At 40.7% G+C, this 19,057-nt stretch carries 22 protein-coding genes; 14 read left to right on the forward strand and 8 right to left on the reverse strand.

The genetic code is table 11. From position 1 onward, the window contains the following. Window positions 1-100: 100 nt before the first annotated feature. The 3 genes from ACFPA1_RS00765 to ACFPA1_RS00775 form a co-directional block, all read right to left on the reverse strand. The gene (locus ACFPA1_RS00765) at window positions 101-286 is read right to left on the reverse strand and encodes a DUF3813 domain-containing protein (protein WP_378580867.1); all 186 of its coding nucleotides are present in this window, start codon (window positions 284-286) and stop codon (window positions 101-103) included. Between the two features lie 2 nt (window positions 287-288). After that, entirely contained in the window at window positions 289-441 is a 153-nt protein-coding gene (locus ACFPA1_RS00770; protein ID WP_213116639.1) for a hypothetical protein, read from the reverse strand. A 113-nt stretch (window positions 442-554) separates the two neighbouring features. Further along, a complete protein-coding gene (locus ACFPA1_RS00775) occupies window positions 555-1,367 on the reverse strand; it encodes a Cof-type HAD-IIB family hydrolase (RefSeq protein WP_378580869.1) in 813 nt (270 codons plus the stop codon). Between the two features lie 167 nt (window positions 1,368-1,534). Between ACFPA1_RS00775 and ACFPA1_RS00780 the strand changes: the two genes are divergently transcribed. The 3 genes from ACFPA1_RS00780 (at window position 1,535) to ACFPA1_RS00790 (ending at window position 3,487) form a co-directional block, all read left to right on the forward strand. Next, entirely contained in the window at window positions 1,535-1,843 is a 309-nt protein-coding gene (locus tag ACFPA1_RS00780) for a metal-sulfur cluster assembly factor (RefSeq protein WP_213141026.1), read from the forward strand. Between the two features lie 15 nt (window positions 1,844-1,858). Further along, window positions 1,859-2,197, forward strand: coding sequence for a DsrE family protein (locus ACFPA1_RS00785; RefSeq protein ID WP_213141025.1), 339 nt, complete (start codon window positions 1,859-1,861; stop codon window positions 2,195-2,197). Between the two features lie 165 nt (window positions 2,198-2,362). Next, window positions 2,363-3,487: a TIGR04053 family radical SAM/SPASM domain-containing protein gene (locus ACFPA1_RS00790; RefSeq protein WP_213141024.1), complete on the forward strand. Its 1,125-nt coding sequence runs from the start codon at window positions 2,363-2,365 to the stop codon at window positions 3,485-3,487. Window positions 3,488-3,529: 42 nt separating this feature from the next. Here the strand turns inward: ACFPA1_RS00790 and ACFPA1_RS00795 are convergent, their stop codons facing one another. After that, a complete protein-coding gene (locus ACFPA1_RS00795; protein WP_213141023.1) occupies window positions 3,530-4,228 on the reverse strand; it encodes a Crp/Fnr family transcriptional regulator in 699 nt (232 codons plus the stop codon). Window positions 4,229-4,452: 224 nt separating this feature from the next. On the opposite strand from ACFPA1_RS00795, the gene moaA reads away from it, so the two are divergent. Continuing rightward, entirely contained in the window at window positions 4,453-5,469 is a 1,017-nt protein-coding gene (moaA, locus tag ACFPA1_RS00800; RefSeq protein WP_213141022.1) for a GTP 3',8-cyclase MoaA, read from the forward strand. 53 nt (window positions 5,470-5,522) lie between these two features. On the opposite strand, the gene ric is transcribed toward moaA, so the two are convergent. Beyond that, on the reverse strand, window positions 5,523-6,218 hold the full coding sequence (ric, locus tag ACFPA1_RS00805; RefSeq protein WP_378581846.1) for an iron-sulfur cluster repair di-iron protein: 696 nt from the start codon (window positions 6,216-6,218) through the stop codon (window positions 5,523-5,525). Between the two features lie 224 nt (window positions 6,219-6,442). Between ric and glp the strand changes: the two genes are divergently transcribed. Further along, window positions 6,443-7,708: a gephyrin-like molybdotransferase Glp gene (gene glp, locus ACFPA1_RS00810; protein ID WP_378580873.1), complete on the forward strand. Its 1,266-nt coding sequence runs from the start codon at window positions 6,443-6,445 to the stop codon at window positions 7,706-7,708. Continuing rightward, window positions 7,696-8,250, forward strand: a complete 555-nt coding sequence (gene mobB, locus ACFPA1_RS00815; protein ID WP_213141020.1) for a molybdopterin-guanine dinucleotide biosynthesis protein B — start codon at window positions 7,696-7,698, stop codon at window positions 8,248-8,250. Before glp ends, mobB begins: the two co-directional genes overlap by 13 nt. Before the next feature lie 17 nt (window positions 8,251-8,267). Here mobB and ACFPA1_RS00820 read toward each other — a convergent pair whose 3' ends face one another. Then, window positions 8,268-8,960, reverse strand: a complete 693-nt coding sequence (locus ACFPA1_RS00820) for a Crp/Fnr family transcriptional regulator (protein ID WP_213141019.1) — start codon at window positions 8,958-8,960, stop codon at window positions 8,268-8,270. 258 nt (window positions 8,961-9,218) lie between these two features. Between ACFPA1_RS00820 and ACFPA1_RS00825 the strand changes: the two genes are divergently transcribed. Further along, window positions 9,219-9,398, forward strand: coding sequence for a YjzC family protein (locus ACFPA1_RS00825; RefSeq protein WP_213116628.1), 180 nt, complete (start codon window positions 9,219-9,221; stop codon window positions 9,396-9,398). Between the two features lie 123 nt (window positions 9,399-9,521). After that, on the forward strand, window positions 9,522-12,119 hold the full coding sequence (clpB, locus tag ACFPA1_RS00830) for an ATP-dependent chaperone ClpB (protein WP_213141018.1): 2,598 nt from the start codon (window positions 9,522-9,524) through the stop codon (window positions 12,117-12,119). 56 nt (window positions 12,120-12,175) lie between these two features. Here clpB and ACFPA1_RS00835 read toward each other — a convergent pair whose 3' ends face one another. Continuing rightward, window positions 12,176-12,358: a YjzD family protein gene (locus ACFPA1_RS00835; RefSeq protein WP_213141324.1), complete on the reverse strand. Its 183-nt coding sequence runs from the start codon at window positions 12,356-12,358 to the stop codon at window positions 12,176-12,178. A 160-nt stretch (window positions 12,359-12,518) separates the two neighbouring features. Here ACFPA1_RS00835 and ACFPA1_RS00840 point away from each other — a divergent pair, with 160 nt between their 5' ends. From ACFPA1_RS00840 to ACFPA1_RS00850, 3 genes are all read left to right on the forward strand, one after another. After that, window positions 12,519-13,241: an alpha/beta fold hydrolase gene (locus ACFPA1_RS00840; protein ID WP_213141323.1), complete on the forward strand. Its 723-nt coding sequence runs from the start codon at window positions 12,519-12,521 to the stop codon at window positions 13,239-13,241. 77 nt (window positions 13,242-13,318) lie between these two features. Beyond that, window positions 13,319-14,176 carry an NAD(P)-dependent oxidoreductase gene (locus ACFPA1_RS00845; protein WP_213141017.1) on the forward strand — a complete coding sequence of 286 codons (858 nt, stop codon included), beginning with the start codon at window positions 13,319-13,321 and terminating at the stop codon, window positions 14,174-14,176. A 141-nt stretch (window positions 14,177-14,317) separates the two neighbouring features. Further along, the gene (locus tag ACFPA1_RS00850) at window positions 14,318-15,262 is read left to right on the forward strand and encodes a BMP family ABC transporter substrate-binding protein (protein WP_213141016.1); all 945 of its coding nucleotides are present in this window, start codon (window positions 14,318-14,320) and stop codon (window positions 15,260-15,262) included. Between the two features lie 33 nt (window positions 15,263-15,295). On the opposite strand, the gene ACFPA1_RS00855 is transcribed toward ACFPA1_RS00850, so the two are convergent. Further along, complete coding sequence (locus tag ACFPA1_RS00855) at window positions 15,296-15,622, reverse strand: hypothetical protein (protein ID WP_213141015.1); 327 nt, start codon at window positions 15,620-15,622, stop codon at window positions 15,296-15,298. 191 nt (window positions 15,623-15,813) lie between these two features. On the opposite strand from ACFPA1_RS00855, the gene ACFPA1_RS00860 reads away from it, so the two are divergent. From ACFPA1_RS00860 to ACFPA1_RS00870, 3 genes are all read left to right on the forward strand, one after another. Next, window positions 15,814-16,746, forward strand: coding sequence for a beta-ketoacyl-ACP synthase III (locus ACFPA1_RS00860; RefSeq protein ID WP_213141014.1), 933 nt, complete (start codon window positions 15,814-15,816; stop codon window positions 16,744-16,746). A gap of 73 nt (window positions 16,747-16,819) precedes the next feature. Continuing rightward, window positions 16,820-18,058 carry a beta-ketoacyl-ACP synthase II gene (gene fabF / locus ACFPA1_RS00865; protein WP_378580876.1) on the forward strand — a complete coding sequence of 413 codons (1,239 nt, stop codon included), beginning with the start codon at window positions 16,820-16,822 and terminating at the stop codon, window positions 18,056-18,058. 134 nt (window positions 18,059-18,192) lie between these two features. After that, window positions 18,193-18,987: a DUF2268 domain-containing protein gene (locus ACFPA1_RS00870; RefSeq protein WP_213141012.1), complete on the forward strand. Its 795-nt coding sequence runs from the start codon at window positions 18,193-18,195 to the stop codon at window positions 18,985-18,987. Window positions 18,988-19,057 lie beyond the last annotated feature (70 nt).

A 19,057-nucleotide genomic window follows, 5' to 3' on the forward strand; every position in this document is an offset into this window, starting at 1 on the left:
GCAGGTCTACAGCCAATCCATCAAGAAGGCTAAAAGGCAGCCTTCTAGCCGGCTCGTCTTATGCCTGTCGCCCCTGTTCAAGGCGCTTCCGCTTTTCTTATCATTGGATCTGGTCAAGCTCTTGTTGCATTTCTTGGAGCTGTCTTTGCTCAGCGACCGTCGTGTTGGCATAAGCTGAACTTAAGGCATTCTTGGCTTTGGTCACTGCCGTGTCGCGTTCACCTGGGCCGGCAGTTTTTGCCGATTCAACAAATCTACGTGCTTCCTGGAATAAACGGTTACCCATCGTTAAATTCCTCCAAGCGAGGATTCTTGCACATTGGCCATTTTCTGAGCTTCTGCTTCAGCGTAGGTCATGTGATAAGGAATCCGTTCTGAATGCTTGTTGACCGAATCCTTTCCTTGCTGGACAAAGCGTTTTGATTTGTTTGATCTACCCATTCGAATCCCTCCAATATGCTAAAAGCTCGGATTGAAACAGCTTCGCTGCTTCATCCATAGTATGCTCCAACATTGAGGGGTTCATATAGGTAAACAATGGTGAATAGGTGTAATTATTTTAATCGTAACAAATCCGTCAAATATTCTGCGACTCCATCTTCTTCATTGGTAAGAGTAACATCATTGGCGATATTTTTTACTTGGTCAATGCCATTTCCCATCGCAATTCCATAACCGGCGTATTCAAGCATTTCCAAGTCATTATCTTCATCGCCAAAGGCAATCACTCTTTGCTTGGAGATACCATAATAATCCGCCGCTTTTTTTAACCCTACTGCCTTATTTAAGCCTGACTTAATGATTTCGATAACATGCCATGGGGCAGCCCAGCTGCGGTGATCGATGACTTCGGCATGTGCATCAGATAGATGGTCGCGGATCTTCTTTAATTGGTCTTCCTCTGTATGGATGAGCAGGCTAGTTGGTGAATCCTTCAAATAATTACTTAAATCGCCCGTAGTAATATTGGGATGGCCAAAATTAAAAATTTCAATCAGCTTTTGGTCATGATAATGAAAATAGACATCATCCATTACTTCAGCGATGATATTATGAAAATGAAAGCTGCGGCAGGCCTCGACAATATCTTTTGCAACATGTATATCAAGCGGCTCATGGAAAAAGCCCCATTTCGGGTTCCGGGGATGATGCATGAAAGCCCCATTGAAATTAACGATCGGGGTATCTAAATCCAACTCTCGATAATACATTTCGCTGGAACGATATGGCCTCCCAGTGGCGATCATCACGATATGGCCATCTTCTCTTGCTTTTCTTAAAACTTCCTTCGTTTTTTCCGAAATCGTTTTATCATCTTTTAATAAAGTTCCGTCTAAGTCCAATGCGATTAAATGTCTTTCTGTCATTTGAAACCTCTCTTTGGAAGTATTTGTTTCTATTATCAATATGTTATCAATTTATATTTAAACTGTAAAAAAATTCACTTCAAATGTTTCTGAAACGCGCTATACTGGTTTTCGAAATACCTTTTGTTATAATGGTTACAATAAAACTGAACAGGAGTGAAGATAAAATGAATGAAGATTTAAAAGAAAATATAATGGGCGCCCTTGAGCTTGTTATTGACCCTGAGCTTGGCGTCGATATCGTCAATTTAGGTTTAATATATAATACTGAAATGGACGACGAGGGAAAACTGACGGTTACAATGACATTAACAGCAATGGGCTGCCCACTAGCCGGAACAATTGTTGATCAGGTGAAAAGAGCATTGTCTGATATTCCGGAAGTCAAGGATGTCGATGTCAATATCGTCTGGAATCCCCCTTGGAATAAGGACATGATGTCCCGTTATGCAAAAATTGCACTGGGAATTCGTTAAGGGACCATCCGCAGCATGAAAAATAAAGTCATTTTAGTTAGTTCAAATCAGTTGGGCAAAGGCGACCAGGTTTTAGGAGAGAATGTTTTAGAGACTTTCTTTACTGTTTTAAAACAAAGAGAGGAACTCCCAGCAGCTGTTTTTTGCATGAACAGTGGGGTATTCACGTTGACTGAGGATTCCTTTGTATCCGTTCATTTAAAAGAGTTGGAGGATAAGGGTGTTAACATTTTTGCGTGTAAAACCTGTGCCGACCACTACGGTGTTAGCGAAAAATTGACAGTTGGCAAAATAAGCGGAATGGCTGACTTTGTTGAGCTTGCCTCCAAATACGAAGTTTTAACCATCTCATAAAACAGCAGAGCTTTCCGCTCTGCTGTTTTTTTTCATTCACAAATCGTCCATATAATGAAAAAGGATTGTGAGGAAGTTCACTTTTTTCAAACATAAACACCTTTATAATACGAAGTAATAGGGCTATTTAGTTTGAACTAGCCGTTTTATAGGAGGCGTTTCAAGATGGATTTTAGCCGAGACTTTAATAAAGATCCGTTTATTGTGATATGGGAACTAACTCGAGCTTGTCAATTAAAATGTTTGCACTGCCGCGCAGATGCCCAGTATACGAGGGACCCTCGAGAACTTACGCTTGAAGAAGGCAAGCATTTGATTGATCAGATATATGAAATGAATAATCCGCTTCTTGTATTTACCGGCGGAGATCCGCTTATGAGAGAGGATATTTTTGAAATTACCAAATACGCAGTCTCAAAAGGGGTACGTGTTTCGATGACACCAAGCGCTACTCCTAACGTAACAATTGATGCGATGCGTAAGGCTAAAGAAGTCGGACTTTCTCGTTGGGCGTTCAGCCTTGATGGTCCTACTGCTGAGATTCATGACCATTTTCGCGGGACAGCGGGTTCTTTTGACTTAACAATGGAACGAATTAAATATTTACATGAACTGGAAATGCCGATTCAGATTAATACCGTAGTATCCAGATATAATTACGGACATCTTGATGAAATGGCGAAATTGGTTGAAGAATTAAAGTGTGTTCTGTGGAGTGTCTTTTTCCTTGTTCCGACCGGAAGGGGACAGGCATCTGATATGATATCGCCTGTGGAGCATGAAAAGGTGCTAAGATGGCTCTATGATCTAAGCAAGCGGGTTCCTTTTGATATTAAAACCACGGAGGCGATGCATTACCGCCGTGTGGTAATCCAGCAAAAAATGCGTGAAGCCAAAGAAAAGACAGAGGAAATCAGCTATTTATCTGCGTTGACAGAAAAAGGCTTAACGGGCTCAATCGATGGTCTGGGCCGTGCACCAAAGGGTGTAAATGACGGCAATGGCTTTGTGTTTATATCCCATATTGGGGATGTCTATCCGAGCGGCCTGCTTCCGGTTAAGGCCGGAAATATTAGGGAAACCCCTCTGGCTGAAATTTACCGGGAGTCGCCAATCTTTAAGGCACTTAGAAACCCAGATGGATTTAAAGGGAAATGCGGTGTCTGCGAATTCCGATATGTTTGCGGCGGCTCAAGATCAAGAGCATACGCCATGACTGGGGATTATTTAGAAAGTGAACCATTCTGCGTTTATATTCCTAAGGCACTAAGAGAAAAACAAACACAATAAATTTATAGAGGCAATCGATTTTCGATTGCCTCCTCTTAATAACTATTCAATGCTGCAATAAACAGTGGAACAATTTTCACAGCCAATTTCATCTTTTAAGTATTGCAAATCCAGGACGGTAATTTTACCTCGTTTAATGGAAATGATATTATCACGTTTTAGCTCACTTAAGATCCGATTTGTACTTTCCCGTGAAGTGCCGCAGAAATTTGCCAGCTCTTGATTGGTCAACGGCAGGTCGATTAATATTCCATCACTTTTTGGTACCCCATAGCTATTGGTCATCCGGATTAAGGTTGAAAATAAAGCGCCGCGCTTTCCGTTTAGGACAAGGTCGCGGAATTTTGTCTGCGTTTTGCGGAAGTGATCGCTCATCCACTTCATAAATTCAAAGGCTAGCTTACTGTTTTGGAAAATTTCACTTTCAAGTACTTCTTTTTTTATTGCCGCGATTTCACCTTCTTCAAGAACCTTAGCACTTAATAAATATTTTGGACTATCAGTGAAAAGGGTTAATTCTCCGCAAATATCGTTTTCTCCGCAAATTCTTAGTGACAGCTCCCGCCCGTCTGCTGTAATTTTGCTGATTTGAATTTTACCGGAAATGATGACATATAATTCATCAGCGAGCATCCCTTCCTGAAATAGAAATCTTCCCCGTTCGCTTTTAAACTTCCGATCAGCAAATTTAAGCAGTTCTTTTATTTCAATTGAATGAGTTGGTTTCATTGTCGTAATCATTTTTCTCCACCCCTGTACTATATTTCTATATAAATAACTTGGATTCGTTAGTAACATTTTATATCAAGATTAGCCACGTAGAAGTAGTAAACAATGACAATATAGTGAAAACTGGACAATTTTTTTTTAGGGAAATATGGATAGTGAAGAAAGTAACAGTATTTTTTAAATTCATCTGTTACAATGGTATAAAATGAGCTTCTTTATTTATTGGAGTTGATTAAATGGAAAAAACAATCATTACAGATAAATTTAATAGACCATTAAGGGATTTAAGAATTTCCGTTATTGATAGATGTAATTTTCGTTGTCAATACTGTATGCCTGCCGATCAATTTGGGCCGGATTTTGAATTTCTGCCAAGGAGTGCCCTCCTGACCTATGAGGAAATTGAACGGTTAGGAAAAATCTTCGTGCAGTTAGGCGTGAAAAAAATCCGCTTGACAGGCGGTGAGCCGCTGTTAAGAAGGGATTTACCGATTCTCATTGAAAAGCTAGCCGCGATTGAAGGCCTTAGTGATATTGGCTTAACAACAAATGGCGTTCTTCTTCCTAAATTGGCTGCGAAATTGAAGGAAGCAGGCTTGAAGCGAGTGAATATCAGTCTGGATAGTCTAGATGATGAATTATTTGGCAAAATCAATGGCAGGGGAATTGGGACCGGTCCTGTTCTAGAAGGAATTCAAGCCGCTAAAGATGCAGGATTAGGCGTTAAATTAAATATGGTTGTCAAAAAGGGTTTAAACGACCAAGACATTATTCCAATGGCTAAATTCTGTAAAGAAAAAGGGCTGGAGCTCCGGTATATTGAATATATGGATGTTGGCTCCACCAATGGCTGGAAAATGGATGATGTTGTGACAAAAAAGGAAATTTACGAAATGCTAAAGGCGGAATTTGAATTGGAACCAGTTGACCCTGCTTACTTTGGTGAGGTTGCTAAGCATTATCGCTATAAAGGTACCGATGTCAATGTTGGTTTTATTACCTCCGTCTCGGAATCGTTCTGTTCCAGCTGTACCCGGGCCCGTCTTTCAGCGAATGGCCAGATTTTTACTTGCTTATTTAACGGTAATGGCCATGATCTTCGTAATTTCATGAGAAACGGCGCATCTGATGAACAACTTTTTGGAAGAATTGCGGAGATTTGGAACGGTCGAAATGATCGATATTCGGATGAAAGAACGGCCGAAACAAACAAAAATCGTAAAAAAATCGAAATGTCCTATATCGGCGGGTAAACAAACCGCAAACGAAAGAAAACAGCCTGCAATCACAGGCTGTTTTGTTCTTCTTAGATATATCTAGGGAATAGAATGTTATTTTCCAAATGAACATGCATAAAGGTTAATCCTTCCAGTTCTTCTAAACGGCTATAGACTAGCCGGTACGTACCGCAGGCATCAAGCGGCGGTGTAAAGTCGCCGGTAATCTCCCGAAGCTCTTTCAATATGGCACCGGCATGGTCATGTTCTTTTTCGAGTTCCACAATCATGTTAATCGCTTCGTCGCGGTTTTCAATTGTCCCGTCTGCTAGTTTTCTAATGATTGGGAAGACAATTTCTTCTTCCTTTGCCATATGTTCTAACATTTCCTTTTTAAATTCATGGTAAAGCTCATAAACCTTTAGCAATTCTGGATGATTATCCCCATGGACGCGGGACACCTTTGTCACATAAGGACTAAGCATTTTAAATTCTTCTTCCGTTGCCCGGTGATAGTTAGCGATCACATGGTCAATGATGGTGTTGGAATCAGAGTTAGTCCAAACTTCTAAATCGGTCTCTTTGGACTCATTTTTTTCATAAACAGCTTTTAAATCCTCTAAAATAGCATCGATATTAAGATTGCCTTGGGCTGCAGCTTCGGAAAGCGGGATGTTACCGCCGCAGCAGAAATCGATTCGATAAGATTTAAATACATCACTTGTTTTTGGTAATTCGTTTACAATATCTTTAACTAAAGAATTTGCGGAAAATGGGAATGTCAACATTAATCTTCCTCCTTGATAAAAGGTTTGGTTTCTAAACTAAGCATAATGGAAAATCAAATTTAACTAGGTGACTAAAATCACACTGCAAGCGTGAATTTTTATATTCTTCTGTGAGAAAGTTTCGAATTTGTGACTTTTGATATGTCTATTAGTTTTTTGTAAGCTTATAATGGATACAGTTAAAATACATAACGTTCAAAAATGATAGGAGCCGATGAATTTTGTTTGAAAGACGACAACCCATTCCAATCGGAGAAGCAGTTCAAAAAATAATGCAATACCAATTGTCCGGTGAGACGGAATATATCAACATTGAAGAAAGCTTTGGCCGATTTTTATCTAAGGATTTAGTTGCCACCTGCGATGTCCCTCACTTTGACAGGGCACCCTATGATGGTTTTGCTGTTAGAGCAATAGATACACAAGATGCATCCCAAGCTAATCCGGTGGAATTTGAGGTAATAGACCATATTGGGGCGGGGATGGTTTCCAACATGACCGTAACAGAAAATCAGGCAGTCAGAATTATGACTGGTGCGATTATGCCTGAAGGAACTGATGCTGTTGTTATGTTCGAAGTAGCGAAAACCTACGAAAAAGATGGGAAGCCGTTTATGGCCATTAAGCGCAGTTTCAAAAAGGGGGATAACGTTTCCTTTCGTGGGGAGGATGCGAAAGAGGGCGAGGTATTAGTTAAAAAAGGGACACTAATTAACCCTGGAATTCAAGCAATGCTTGCCACTTTTGGCTATAAGGATGTTCCCGCAGCCAAAAAGCCGATTGTTGGCCTGTTTGCAACTGGTACGGAATTATTGGATGTTGGCGACCCTTTAGTTCCTGGCAAAATCCGCAATAGCAATTCTCATATGATTGCCGCCCAGATTGAGAGGGTTGGTGGTATCGTTCACTATTTTGGAAAGCTTCCAGATGAATTTGATACCTGCTTCGAGGCTGTGAAAAATGCCGTAAACAAGGTTGATTTGTTGATTACGACTGGCGGGGTTTCAGTTGGTGATTTTGATTATCTGCCAGAGATTTACGAAAAGCTTGGTGCCGAGGTTTTATTTAATAAAGTGGCAATGCGGCCTGGAAGTGTTACAACAGTGGCCAGCCATAACGGAAAGCTCCTTTTTGGTTTATCCGGTAATCCGTCTGCTTGCTATGTTGGATTTGAATTGTTTGCAAGGCCAATTATACGCAGAATGCTTTTTTCTGAAAAACCTCATTTAAGGAAGGAGCAAGCAATCCTTGAGGTGGATTTTCTAAAAGCTAATCCATTTACAAGATTTGTGCGCAGCTCTGTTTTTATCGAGAACGGCCGGTTAAAGGTGACGCCAAGCGGTCTGGATAAATCCAACATTATCATGAGTCTTGCCGGTGCAAACTCATTAACCATCCTCCCAGGTGGCACACGTGGGTTCGCTGCCGGAACTGAGGTAGATGTTCTTTTGCTTGAAGATCAGTTTGGCAGTGAATGGCCTTGGTAAGACCGGTCATATTTCAAGTTACCGGTTACCAGGATAGCGGGAAAACAACATTTATTGAAAAGCTTCTTCATGGATTGAAGGCCGAGGGATTAATGACGGCTGTTATTAAACACCATGGTCATGGCGGTAAACCAGATGTTTTGCCTAAAAAGGACTCAACCAGACATCTTGCAGCGGGTGCAATTGCTTCGATTGTCGAAGGAGAGGGAAGGCTGCTCCTGCAAACCGAACAGTTAGAGTTCAAATTGGATAAACAAATAAACCTGCTTGGTTTATTTAATTTGGATATTATCTTGGTTGAAGGCCATAAACAAGAAAGTTTTCCAAAGATGGTCCTCCTGCGGGATAAGCGTGACCTTTCGCTAATAAGAAAGCTAAAAAATATTGCAGCGGTTGTTTATTGGGAGGAAGGGCTGGAGGGGGCAATAAGTGAGGTTTTGGAAGTTCCATGCTTTCATATTGGCGATGCAAAAGCTGAGCAACAGATTGTTCGATTATTAAAACAGATGCATGATAAGGAAACGGCTGACTCGAAAAACTGAGTCAGCCGCTAATGATTTCAATCTACCCTGCAAATATCCTCAGGGCAATCTTCGCAATCAATTTCATTTTTTAAATAATCCATGTCATGAATGGTGATCGTGCCTTTATTTATGGAAATAACCCCTGTCTTCCTTAAGTCAGCCAATAGTCGATTGACAACCTCCCTGGAGGTTCCACAGAAATTAGCCAGTTCCTGATTGGTTAAAGGCAATTCAATCAGGATGCCCTTGTTCGTTTTGACACCAAAACTGTTGCTGATTCGAATTAAGGTTGAATATAAGGCGCCTTTTTTTCCATGTAAAACCAAGTCGCGAAATTTTGTTTGAGTTTTACGGTATTGAAGGCTCATCCATTGAATGAATTCAAATGAAAGAGGAAGATTTTGCGATAATTTTTCCTCCAGAAACTCTCTCTTTATTACCGCCGCTTCACCGCTTTCAATAATTCGTCCGCTTAACAGATATTTTGGCTGAGGGGAGAATAAATGTAATTCCCCCACAAAATCTCCGCTTGAACACATCCTTAAGGTAAGCTCTCTACCATCAGGAATAATCTTACTAACATGAAGAATCCCGCTTTTAACAATATATAGCTCATTTGCTGGCATTCCCTCTTGAAACAGAAAGGAGCCTTTCTCCATTTTCTTTGTATGTTGTACTGTTTCGAAAAGACGCGACAATGTGACAGGCATTTCTTTAATGGACTGCATGCCGATACCCCCTTTTATGGGAACTTAAAAGCGATGAATCGCTCAGTAAAAATTTACTAGATATTACTGTAATTATATTGTTAATAATGAATCAATCGCAATAAATGGATGGATAAGTTCATATAATCGTCAAAATTTGGGTACAAAGCAATATTTCTTAGGAAATATTGTCGAACCTTGTAAAATTGAAGGAACTTCCTTTAATGAACCAATGCTTAAAGGGAATAATAAAATCGAAATAGATAAGGAGGGAAAAACATGGGACAAAGCCGTCAATTCGGGCCGGGAAAAAAAGCACCGAATAATGGTGTTTATATTGAAGTTGGGGATACAGGCGATAACGTAGTCAATCCAAAAAAAATAAAGTTGAAAGCCGGCGACAGATTTCCGGAGAACTCAAATGATGACCGTGTATGGACTTACCAGAGAAAGCCATGATTAATATAAATTTGTTGAAAGAGCTGTCCGGAACCGGATGGCTCTTTCAAATTTTACTTTTAAATGAAGGATGAATTATAATATAAGTAATAGGTCAAAAAAGGTCAAAGGGTGTGAAAACTCATGGATTTAAACCGAATGACGGAGCGTATGCAGAATGGTTTAATGGATGCTCAAAGTATCGCCATTAAATATAGCCATCAAGAAATAGACGAGCCCCATTTGTTATTAGCGCTTTTAAACCAAGATGATAGTCTTGCTGCATCCGTTTTGGAAAGGGCCGGGATTTCCGCTAAAAAAGCTGAAGACAGTTTGCTTAAGGCTCTTGCCAAGAAACCGCAGGTAACCGGCAGTGGAATTGAACAGGGAAAGCTTTATATCACAGCCAAACTGCAAAAGTTATTGGTAAGTGCTGAAGAATACGCGGCAAAATTCGCTGATGAATATCTATCCATCGAGCATATTCTGCTTGCCGCAGCAAACGCGAACGATACGGAATTGAAAACAATTATTCATTCATTTGGCCGCACCTCGGAAGATCTTTTAAAAGTTATAAAAGAAATAAGGGGGAATCAAAGGGTGACAACACAACATCCTGAAGCGGGATATGATGCTTTAAAAAAATACGGGCGGGATCTTGTAGCAGAAGTAAGAGCTGGGAAAATGGACCCTGTCATTGGCAGAGATACAGAAATAAGAAATGTTATCCGCATTCTTTCAAGGAAAACCAAAAATAATCCCGTTCTAATTGGTGAGCCTGGTGTAGGGAAAACCGCCATTGTTGAAGGATTGGCCCAAAGGATTGTTAGAAAAGATGTACCAGAAGGCTTGAAGGATAAGACTATTTTTGCCTTGGATATGAGTTCACTGATTGCTGGTGCGAAATTTAGAGGTGAATTCGAAGAAAGATTAAAGGCAGTTTTGAATGAAATTAAAAAAAGTGAAGGGCAAATATTGCTATTTATCGATGAAATCCACACGATTGTAGGTGCGGGAAGAACTGATGGAGCGATGGATGCCGGAAATATGTTAAAACCAATGCTGGCCCGGGGTGAGCTGCATTGTATCGGGGCAACCACACTTGATGAGCACCGTAAATATATCGAAAAAGACCCTGCACTTGAACGGAGATTTCAGCAGGTCCTTGTTCAAGAACCGGATGTCGAAGACACAATCTCCATCTTGCGGGGGTTAAAGGAACGGTTTGAAGTCCATCATGGGGTCAAAATTCACGACCAGGCCTTGGTCGCTGCTACTGTCCTTTCTGACCGCTATATTACGGATCGCTTTTTGCCGGATAAAGCAATCGACCTTGTCGATGAAGCGTGTGCGATGATTCGGACCGAAATTGACTCCATGCCAACTGAGCTGGATGAAGTGACCCGCCGGGTAATGCAATTGGAAATAGAAGAAGCGGCGTTAACAAAAGAGCAGGATGAGGTTAGTAAACAAAGACTCCGCGCCTTGCAAAAAGAGTTGGCAGATTTGAAGGAACAGACAAATGCTATGAAGGCGAAGTGGCTTGAGGAAAAACAAACCATTAATAAATTACAGGAAAAACGGGAGCAAATTGAAAGACTTCGCCGCGAACTCGAGCAGGCAGAAGATAAATATGATTTAAACAAGGCAGCAGAGCTTCGTCACGGTCTCATCCCAGCTGCGGAGAAAGAGCTATTGGCACTTGAAGAAAAAGCTGAAAGTGACGACCGGCTTCTACGTGAAGAAGTGACTGCAGAAGAGATTTCCAATATTGTTTCAAGATGGACAGGAATTCCGCTTTCCAAGCTTGTCGAAGGTGAGCGGGAAAAGCTTTTAAGACTGGAATCAATCCTGCACGAAAGGGTCATCGGACAGGATGAAGCAGTAGGTTTAACTGCTGACGCTGTTTTAAGGGCACGTGCGGGGATTAAAGACCCGAACAGACCAATTGGTTCATTTTTGTTTTTAGGCCCGACTGGAGTTGGTAAAACAGAACTTGCGAAGGCGCTGGCAGAAAGCTTATTCGACAGTGAAGAACATATGATCCGGATTGATATGTCGGAGTATATGGAGAAGCATGCTGTTTCACGTCTTATTGGTGCACCTCCCGGCTACGTAGGTTACGAGGAAGGCGGCCAATTAACGGAAGCAGTCCGTCGAAAACCGTATTCGGTTATATTGATGGATGAAATTGAAAAGGCGCATCCTGAAGTATTCAATATCCTCCTGCAGGCACTTGATGATGGACGAATTACAGATTCCCAAGGCCGGGTTGTTGACTTTAAAAATACAGTCATTATTATGACATCCAATATTGGGTCACACATTTTACTCGAACGAAATGAAAATGAACAAGAAATCTCAGAAGGAACGAGAGAAAAAGTGTTGAATCTTCTGAGAGCACACTTCCGGCCGGAATTTTTAAATCGTATAGACGAAACGATTCTCTTTAAGCCGTTGTCTATGGCCGATATTAAGAATATTGTCGTCAAGCTTTTAAAAGAGCTTAAGGCAAGGTTAAAAGAGAAACAAATCGATATTACGATTGATGAACAAGCGAAGGAATTCATTGCCGCACATGGCTTTGATCCTGTATACGGGGCAAGACCGCTGAAACGTTATATTCAGCGAAATCTTGAAACAAAGCTTGCCCGTGATATTATTGCAGGAAAAATTCATGATGGGACAAACGTCGAGATTACAGTTGAAGACGGGGTAGTGGCTTTAAAAATATTTTCATAAAAGCCATGGAATTAAAAAAGGTCCTCCAATTGGGGGAGGACCTTTTTTAAAAAGTCTTAGTGTTTTTCAACAGGCTCATTTGGAATAACTGTCGAAATAACGAAAATTAAAATGGTAATTCCTACAGATAAAATGGCACCAAGCTTGAAATCAAATGCCGCACCGGACATCGAGCTGACTACATATGTAAGCATTTCTGTTAAAAGAAAAGCCCAGAAAAAAGTCCAAAAGAAACGCATATTTTTCACCTGCCTATTTTACATCCTATCTTATATTACCACATGATATGAAATTAATGAAAGGGTTTCTTTTACAAATAAAAAATAGGCAATGCCCCATTCATCTTTTGTGAAATGACATACATTATCATGAGGAAATATGGAAAAAGGAGTTTTATCTATGGAATGTCGGTGTTTTCAAATGGATTCCCAATGGAATATTATTTATTATCCTGAAAAGCCAACCGGGTTTGGGGTCTTAGTAATCGGAGATGAACGGCATTTTGTGGACGAGAGTAAAAGCTTTTGGACTCAAAATGAAGGAAAGCAAATCATAATCAACGATTTAAAAGAAAAAGGGTACACCATTTTTTCCTCAAATCTTTATGGGCGGAACTGGGGCAGTGATCATGCGGTTGAGCTTGCACAAAGCTTGTATCAGCATGTCATTCGAAGTGAAATTCTTAATCAAAAAATTCATATTTTGGCAGAGGGCATGGGCGCGCTAGTTGCTCTAAAATTAATGGAGAAAATGAAAGACAACATCAGATCGGTTATCCTCCTAAATCCTGTGCTTTCGTTAAAACATCATCTCCAGCAAGAAAAGGAACATAAATTTTTTTATAAAAAGTTAATCAGGGAATTAGTTGCAGCCTATCAAACAAATCAGCAGGACCTTGAAAGCGCCATTTCTAAAATGGACGATACGGTAAATCTTAATTACGACTGCCCTATTCAAATCATCCACATTTTGGCAGGCGGCAGATCCTATAACCAATCGAAACAATATCAACAGATCCTCGGACCCTCAAATATAAATCCAACGTTTATTCTTCTGGAAAAAAAGCAACAGCTAGGTAAAATATGTGTTAAATTTCTAAGCAGCCACGAATCGGTCTTGTGACCATCCCTCCTCAACTGAAATAATTCCTTATTGAAGAGCATAGGATTCAGTAAGGGTAGTTTGGGGAGGGTGATGAAATGGACAAGGCTGTCATTTGGGGCGTTTTCGACTTTGTCAATTTTCACGTCTGTAAAACGTTATTAAATAAAGGCATTGAGGTTGACGGTATCCATTTAGAGGATACAAGCAAAATCCCTTATTTAGATGAAAAAAGGCTTGAAGTGGGAAGAAATGCTAATTTTGCCGAGTACTCCTTCTCACAATGGAGAAAAAAAATACAGAACCGATCAGCTGAAAACCAACTGTTTATTTTTTCTATTTATGATCTTTACATGCTCCGTCAAGAACATCTCTTATTAAATGTGCAGGTTAGAGAAACAATATTGGATTATCTTAAAAAATATAATGGGAATATAGAGGTACTTTTTATTTTGCCTATGCAAATGTTGGAAACGAACGAGGAAACTGCTGTTTTAGATTTTCAAAGGCAGATAAAAAACCTGGTGGAAGACTTCAAAATTATATACCTGCCTTCTGCTTATGGACCTTGGCAGCCGAACGCTTTTTTTATACAACAAGCCATTGTTGCGGCCATTACAGATATAGCCATTTCAATTAATGATAGGGAATGGACTGAAGATGCAGTATATGTTGAAGATGCTGCTGAATCTATACTTGAACTGATTGAAGGAGAGGAATCAGGGTCATTTATTGTGGAAAGCGGTCAGGAGAATTATTGGGATAAATGTGTCACATATTTAAATATTACGGAACAGTTGGAACAGCTCAAAAGTCGGATAGTGCCGCATCTCTCTGACCATAATGCCGTAAGAGTGCCGGTTAAAAAGATAACTGATTTAACTGTATCACTGAACAGACAAAAGCAGCATACTCGGATGCTGTATCTCGATTATTTTGAAAATGATGGCCGATAGGCTCCTTTGTACGGGGAAAGCGAAGAAATTTACTTTTCAATTATTTATTGAACAGGTAGAATAATAATTAACAAGATTTACTAAAAGGTTAGTTTAGTTTAGGTTTGAGAGCTAGGCCGCCGTACGAAGGAGTTGCATTCAATGCTTAGCCGCTTCGGCATCATTTTTTTATGCCTTTTTTTACTAAGTGCTTGCGGGGAAACAAAAGCACAAGGCCACCTGCAAAAGGCTGGCTTATTAGTGCCCGATACCGTAAATGATCAAGTGTGGGCCACGAAAGGATTTAATGGACTGTTAAAAATTCAATCCAAATTTAATATCGATGTATTTTATAAAGAGGGCATGAATTCTGAGGACAAAGTGGAAAAGGCCGTAAAAGAGTTTGATCAAAAAGGGGTCAATCTTATTTTCGGGCACGGGTCGGAATACGCCGAATATTTTAATCAAATTTCAAAGGATTATCCTAATATTCACTTTGTCAGTTTTAATGGTGATGCCAAAACACCCAACTCCACCAGCCTGAACTTCAAGGGGCATGCGATGGGCTTTTTTGGGGGGATGGTTGCAGCCCATATGTCAAAGCAGCATAAAGTCGGTGTCCTGGCCGCCTATGAATGGCAGCCGGAAATCGAAGGGTTTTACCAAGGAGCTATGGCGGAGGATAAAAATACCCATGTAAGTATTGAGTATGTCGGCAATTGGGATGATGATAATAAAGCCATCCAATTAGTTGATCGAATGCTTGATACCGGTGTGGATGTCGTTTATCCTGCCGGGGATGGGTTTAACGTACCCGTGATAGAAAGAGTAAAAGACCGAGGGCAATATGTGATTGGTTATGTTTCTGAACAATCGGATTTTGGAGAATCAACGGTCTTAACTAGCACGATTCAACAGGTCGATAAATTGTACGTTAAGGTGGCCGACCAGTTTAATAACCAGAAACTAAAGTCGGGGAATCTTTCCTTTGATTTTCAAGACGATGTCATTTCATTAGGCAAATACAGCCCTTTAGTAGACAAGGGCTTTATCCATAAAATGGATAGTTATATCGAGACCTATAAAAATTCCGGCAATCTGCCTTAATTATGGATAAAGCTGCCCTTTTGGAAGGCAGCTTTATTTTTTTTTCCAAAGCTGTTCGACAAACGGATAAATTTTCTGAAACAGGGGCTTTAATCCCCGGGCAGATTCCATTAAAGTATCAACATGCCCCATAATCTCCGTGTAATCAATATTCGGCGGCTGATATTGCGGGTGCTGGAAAAGAGGATCATGTTGGACCGTCCCCTGGCCCTGACGCCCCCGTCCATGTCCGAACATTAATGCCGTGAATGGATCCTCCTCCCACTTCTCCTCTGTTCCATCATGGTTGGCTAAACCGTCAAAGTCTTCCGCCTCTTCATTACCAAAATCCCTCAGTTCATTAAGTTCCCGATCGTCCACAGCATATTTGACTCCCTTCAAAAATAATTCGTTTAGTATTACCTTATGAATAAACCAATAAATGGAATGTACATTAGCGGAGAGATCCCGGAAGAAACTATTGCTAAACAAAGCTCTAATTTGATAAAATTAGTACCAAGTCATAATAATTGATATTAAATGTATTTGGATAATCCAAAGGAGATGGAATTATGCGAGCAGGCATTGTTGGTATTGGAAGATATTTACCGGAAAAAGTGGTTACCAACTTTGATTTAGAGAAAATGATGGATACCTCTGATGAATGGATTCGCACAAGAACAGGTATTGAAGAGCGGAGAATCGCAGCAGATGATGTAAATACGTCTGATATGGCCTTTTTTGCAGCTGAAAAAGCGATTAGTGATGCAGGAATACGTGCGGAGGATCTAGATTTAATTTTAGTAGCAACAGTAACTCCGGATACACCTTTCCCGTCAGTCGCATGTAAAATCCAAGAAAGATTAGGTGCTCATAAAGCCGCTGCAATGGATGTCAGCGCTGCATGTGCAGGTTTTATGTATGGAATTGTGACAGCCAAACAATTTATTGAGTCTGAAGTTTATAAAAATGTCCTTGTTGTAGGAGTCGAAAAGCTTTCAAAAATTACCGACTGGAATGACCGTAATACGGCAGTTCTTTTTGGAGATGGGGCCGGTGCTGCAATCATTGGACCAGTATCAGAAAACAGGGGAATCCTTTCTTTTGAGCTTGGAGCAGATGGTACAGGAGCGAAGCACTTGTACCAGGACGAATATATCATTATGAATGGCCGTGAAGTATTTAAATTTGCGGTAAGGCAAATGGGAGAAAGCTGTATAAATGTCCTTGAAAAAGCAGGTTTAAGCAAAGAAGACGTAGATTTTCTGATTCCACACCAAGCGAACATCAGGATTATGGAGGCCTCTAGACAAAGATTGGAGCTGCCTGTTGAAAAAATGTCCAAAACGGTTCATAAATACGGAAATACTTCAGCGGCTTCGATTCCAATTTCGATAGTTGAAGAGTTGGAAGCAGGAAAATTAAAAGACGATGATCTAATCGTGATGGTTGGATTTGGCGGCGGCCTAACATGGGGAGCCATTGCCATCCGCTGGGGCAAATAATCGTAAGTTTAGCTAATAATAGAACAAGGTTTATTTATAGGGAAAATGAAATCCTAAAAAAGGAGCTGTAAAAATGAATAGACGCAGGGTAGTTGTGACAGGCATTGGAGCGGTAACACCACTCGGGAATGATGCTGAAACAACTTGGAAAGGTATAATTGAAGGCAAATCAGGGGTCGGGCCGCTTACCCGCTTAAATGCTGATGAATATCCGGCCAAGGTAGCGGCAGAGGTCAAGGATTTTAATGCGGAAACTTTTATTGACAAAAAAGATGCAAGAAAAATGGATCGTTTTACGCATTATGCAGTAGCCAGTGCATTAATGGCTGTAAAGGATGCAAACTTAACAATAAATGAAGAAAACTCTCACCGTGTCGGCGTCTGGATTGGTTCCGGTATCGGCGGTATGGAAACTTTTGAAAATCAATTTGAGATGTTCCAAAAAAGAGGCTACAAGCGGGTCAGCCCGTTCTTTGTGCCGATGATGATTCCTGACATGGCCACAGGCCAGGTCTCCATCACACTTGGCGCCAGAGGTTTTAATTCGTGTACCGTTACCGCTTGTGCGACAGGGACAAATTCCATTGGGGATGCATTTAAAGTCATTCAACGCGGGGATGCCGATGTCATGGTAACAGGCGGTGCAGAGGCTCCGATTACGAGAATGGCGGTAGCAGGCTTCTCTGCGAATACAGCTTTATCGACAAACCCGGATCCAAAAACGGCAAGCCGTCCATTTGATAAAAACCGTGATGGCTTCGTTATTGGTGAGGGTGCCGGAATCGTGATTCTGGAAGAGTTAGAGCATGCGCTCTCCCGCGGAGCAAAAATATATGCAGAGATTGTCGGTTACGGAGCAACCGGAGATGCCTATCATATCACTGCACCGGCGCCAGGAGGAGAAGGCGGTGCCCGGGCAATGAAAATGGCAATCGAAGATGCCGGGTTAAGACCGGAGGATATCGACTATATCAACGCTCACGGAACAAGTACTGAATATAACGATAAATTTGAAACAATGGCTGTTAAAGATGTTTTTGGAGAACATGCCTATAAGGTAGCCATGAGTTCAACAAAATCGATGACGGGACATTTACTTGGCGCTGCAGGGGCGGTAGAAGCCATTATTACCGTTAGGGCTATTCAGGAGAGCATTCTTCCGCCAACAATGAATTATGAGACACCAGATCCGGAATGTGACTTGGATTATGTTGCCAATGCAGCACGACCGAAAGAAATCAACGCTGCCATGAGCAACTCATTAGGATTCGGCGGGCACAACGCAACCATTGTCTTTAAAAAATATCAATAATAAGAATTCGGGACCGAGAATATCTATCTTGGTCTCTTTTCTTTTTATGCTACAGCGCCTTGACAACCGAGAACCACCCCTAAAAAGCCATCATAAACTATAAATTAGAATGAACACTTAAATGGGGTGCAATAATGGGGATCATCAGAACCGATCAATGGCTTGAAAAAGATTTTGATCGTCCAATAAAAATCTGTGAACGGCTGCTCCCATATTTTAAGGGGCAAAAAGCCAATGAAATATATAACCAGCTGCAAAACTTTGGAATGTACCGGCCATCCTGGAAATCCCGAAATAATTTAAGTGAAATGAAGGAATACAACGCCTGGGACAGGGTGGAAGAATTGTTCAATATCTATGTAAAGAAATGGTCAGGACCGAATATACCCATTTTCCTTTTCCCGTTAAATGAAAGGGGAGGGTTATTTATTAGGAGAGATGAGAGGAGGAAGGCAGGGGTATCTTTCCCTGATAAGATGTTCCTGTTTCTTTCCGGCTACGAAGATTTAAAAGAAGTTGAAGCTCTATTTGTACATGAATATCATCATGTCTGCCGGCTGCGTGCACTTAATAAGGATTTTAAAGAATACACCCTTTTAGACTCCCTTATCATTGAGGGCCTTGCAGAGTATGCTGTTTATAAACATTGTGGCAAGGAATATTTAGCAAACTGGTGCCGTATGTATACAGATAGGGAAATCTCTTATTTTTGGGATCGTTATATAAAAAAACAGCTAGATATAAGTAAAAGTCAAAAACTCCATGATGAACTTCTATATGGCGGGGGAAGATTTCCGCTGCTGCTCGGATATGCTGCGGGATATAATATTATCCGAAAATTCTACGAGAAGCAAAATTATTCTACAAAACTAAGTTTTACTCAATCTGCTTCAAAATATTTAAAAGAGAATGTTGATTTTTCCAAGTAGAGCCTGATTTTTCAGGCTTTTCCTATTTCAGTTAATTTTGAATTGACTAATTAAACAAAAAAGTCTTGCA

Origin of the sequence: Neobacillus sp. GCM10023253 (genome assembly GCF_042653105.1) — a bacterium.
In the GTDB taxonomy this organism is placed as follows: domain Bacteria; phylum Bacillota; class Bacilli; order Bacillales; family Cytobacillaceae; genus Neobacillus; species Neobacillus citreus.

Bases quoted from the DNA above. Each gene is read 5' to 3' on its own strand.
- ACFPA1_RS00765 (WP_378580867.1), bottom strand. From the start codon at position 286: ATGGGTAACCGTTTATTCCAGGAAGCACGTAGATTTGTTGAATCGGCA.
- ACFPA1_RS00770 (WP_213116639.1), bottom strand. From the start codon at position 441: ATGGGTAGATCAAACAAATCAAAACGCTTTGTCCAGCAAGGAAAGGAT.
- ACFPA1_RS00775 (WP_378580869.1), bottom strand. From the start codon at position 1,367: ATGACAGAAAGACATTTAATCGCATTGGACTTAGACGGAACTTTATTA.
- ACFPA1_RS00780 (WP_213141026.1), top strand. From the start codon at position 1,535: ATGAATGAAGATTTAAAAGAAAATATAATGGGCGCCCTTGAGCTTGTT.
- ACFPA1_RS00785 (WP_213141025.1), top strand. From the start codon at position 1,859: ATGAAAAATAAAGTCATTTTAGTTAGTTCAAATCAGTTGGGCAAAGGC.
- ACFPA1_RS00790 (WP_213141024.1), top strand. From the start codon at position 2,363: ATGGATTTTAGCCGAGACTTTAATAAAGATCCGTTTATTGTGATATGG.
- ACFPA1_RS00795 (WP_213141023.1), bottom strand. From the start codon at position 4,228: ATGATTACGACAATGAAACCAACTCATTCAATTGAAATAAAAGAACTG.
- moaA (WP_213141022.1), top strand. From the start codon at position 4,453: ATGGAAAAAACAATCATTACAGATAAATTTAATAGACCATTAAGGGAT.
- mobB (WP_213141020.1), top strand. From the start codon at position 7,696: ATGGCCTTGGTAAGACCGGTCATATTTCAAGTTACCGGTTACCAGGAT.
- ACFPA1_RS00820 (WP_213141019.1), bottom strand. From the start codon at position 8,960: ATGCAGTCCATTAAAGAAATGCCTGTCACATTGTCGCGTCTTTTCGAA.
- ACFPA1_RS00825 (WP_213116628.1), top strand. From the start codon at position 9,219: ATGGGACAAAGCCGTCAATTCGGGCCGGGAAAAAAAGCACCGAATAAT.
- clpB (WP_213141018.1), top strand. From the start codon at position 9,522: ATGGATTTAAACCGAATGACGGAGCGTATGCAGAATGGTTTAATGGAT.
- ACFPA1_RS00835 (WP_213141324.1), bottom strand. From the start codon at position 12,358: ATGCGTTTCTTTTGGACTTTTTTCTGGGCTTTTCTTTTAACAGAAATG.
- ACFPA1_RS00840 (WP_213141323.1), top strand. From the start codon at position 12,519: ATGGAATGTCGGTGTTTTCAAATGGATTCCCAATGGAATATTATTTAT.
- ACFPA1_RS00845 (WP_213141017.1), top strand. From the start codon at position 13,319: ATGGACAAGGCTGTCATTTGGGGCGTTTTCGACTTTGTCAATTTTCAC.
- ACFPA1_RS00850 (WP_213141016.1), top strand. From the start codon at position 14,318: ATGCTTAGCCGCTTCGGCATCATTTTTTTATGCCTTTTTTTACTAAGT.
- ACFPA1_RS00860 (WP_213141014.1), top strand. From the start codon at position 15,814: ATGCGAGCAGGCATTGTTGGTATTGGAAGATATTTACCGGAAAAAGTG.
- fabF (WP_378580876.1), top strand. From the start codon at position 16,820: ATGAATAGACGCAGGGTAGTTGTGACAGGCATTGGAGCGGTAACACCA.
- ACFPA1_RS00870 (WP_213141012.1), top strand. From the start codon at position 18,193: ATGGGGATCATCAGAACCGATCAATGGCTTGAAAAAGATTTTGATCGT.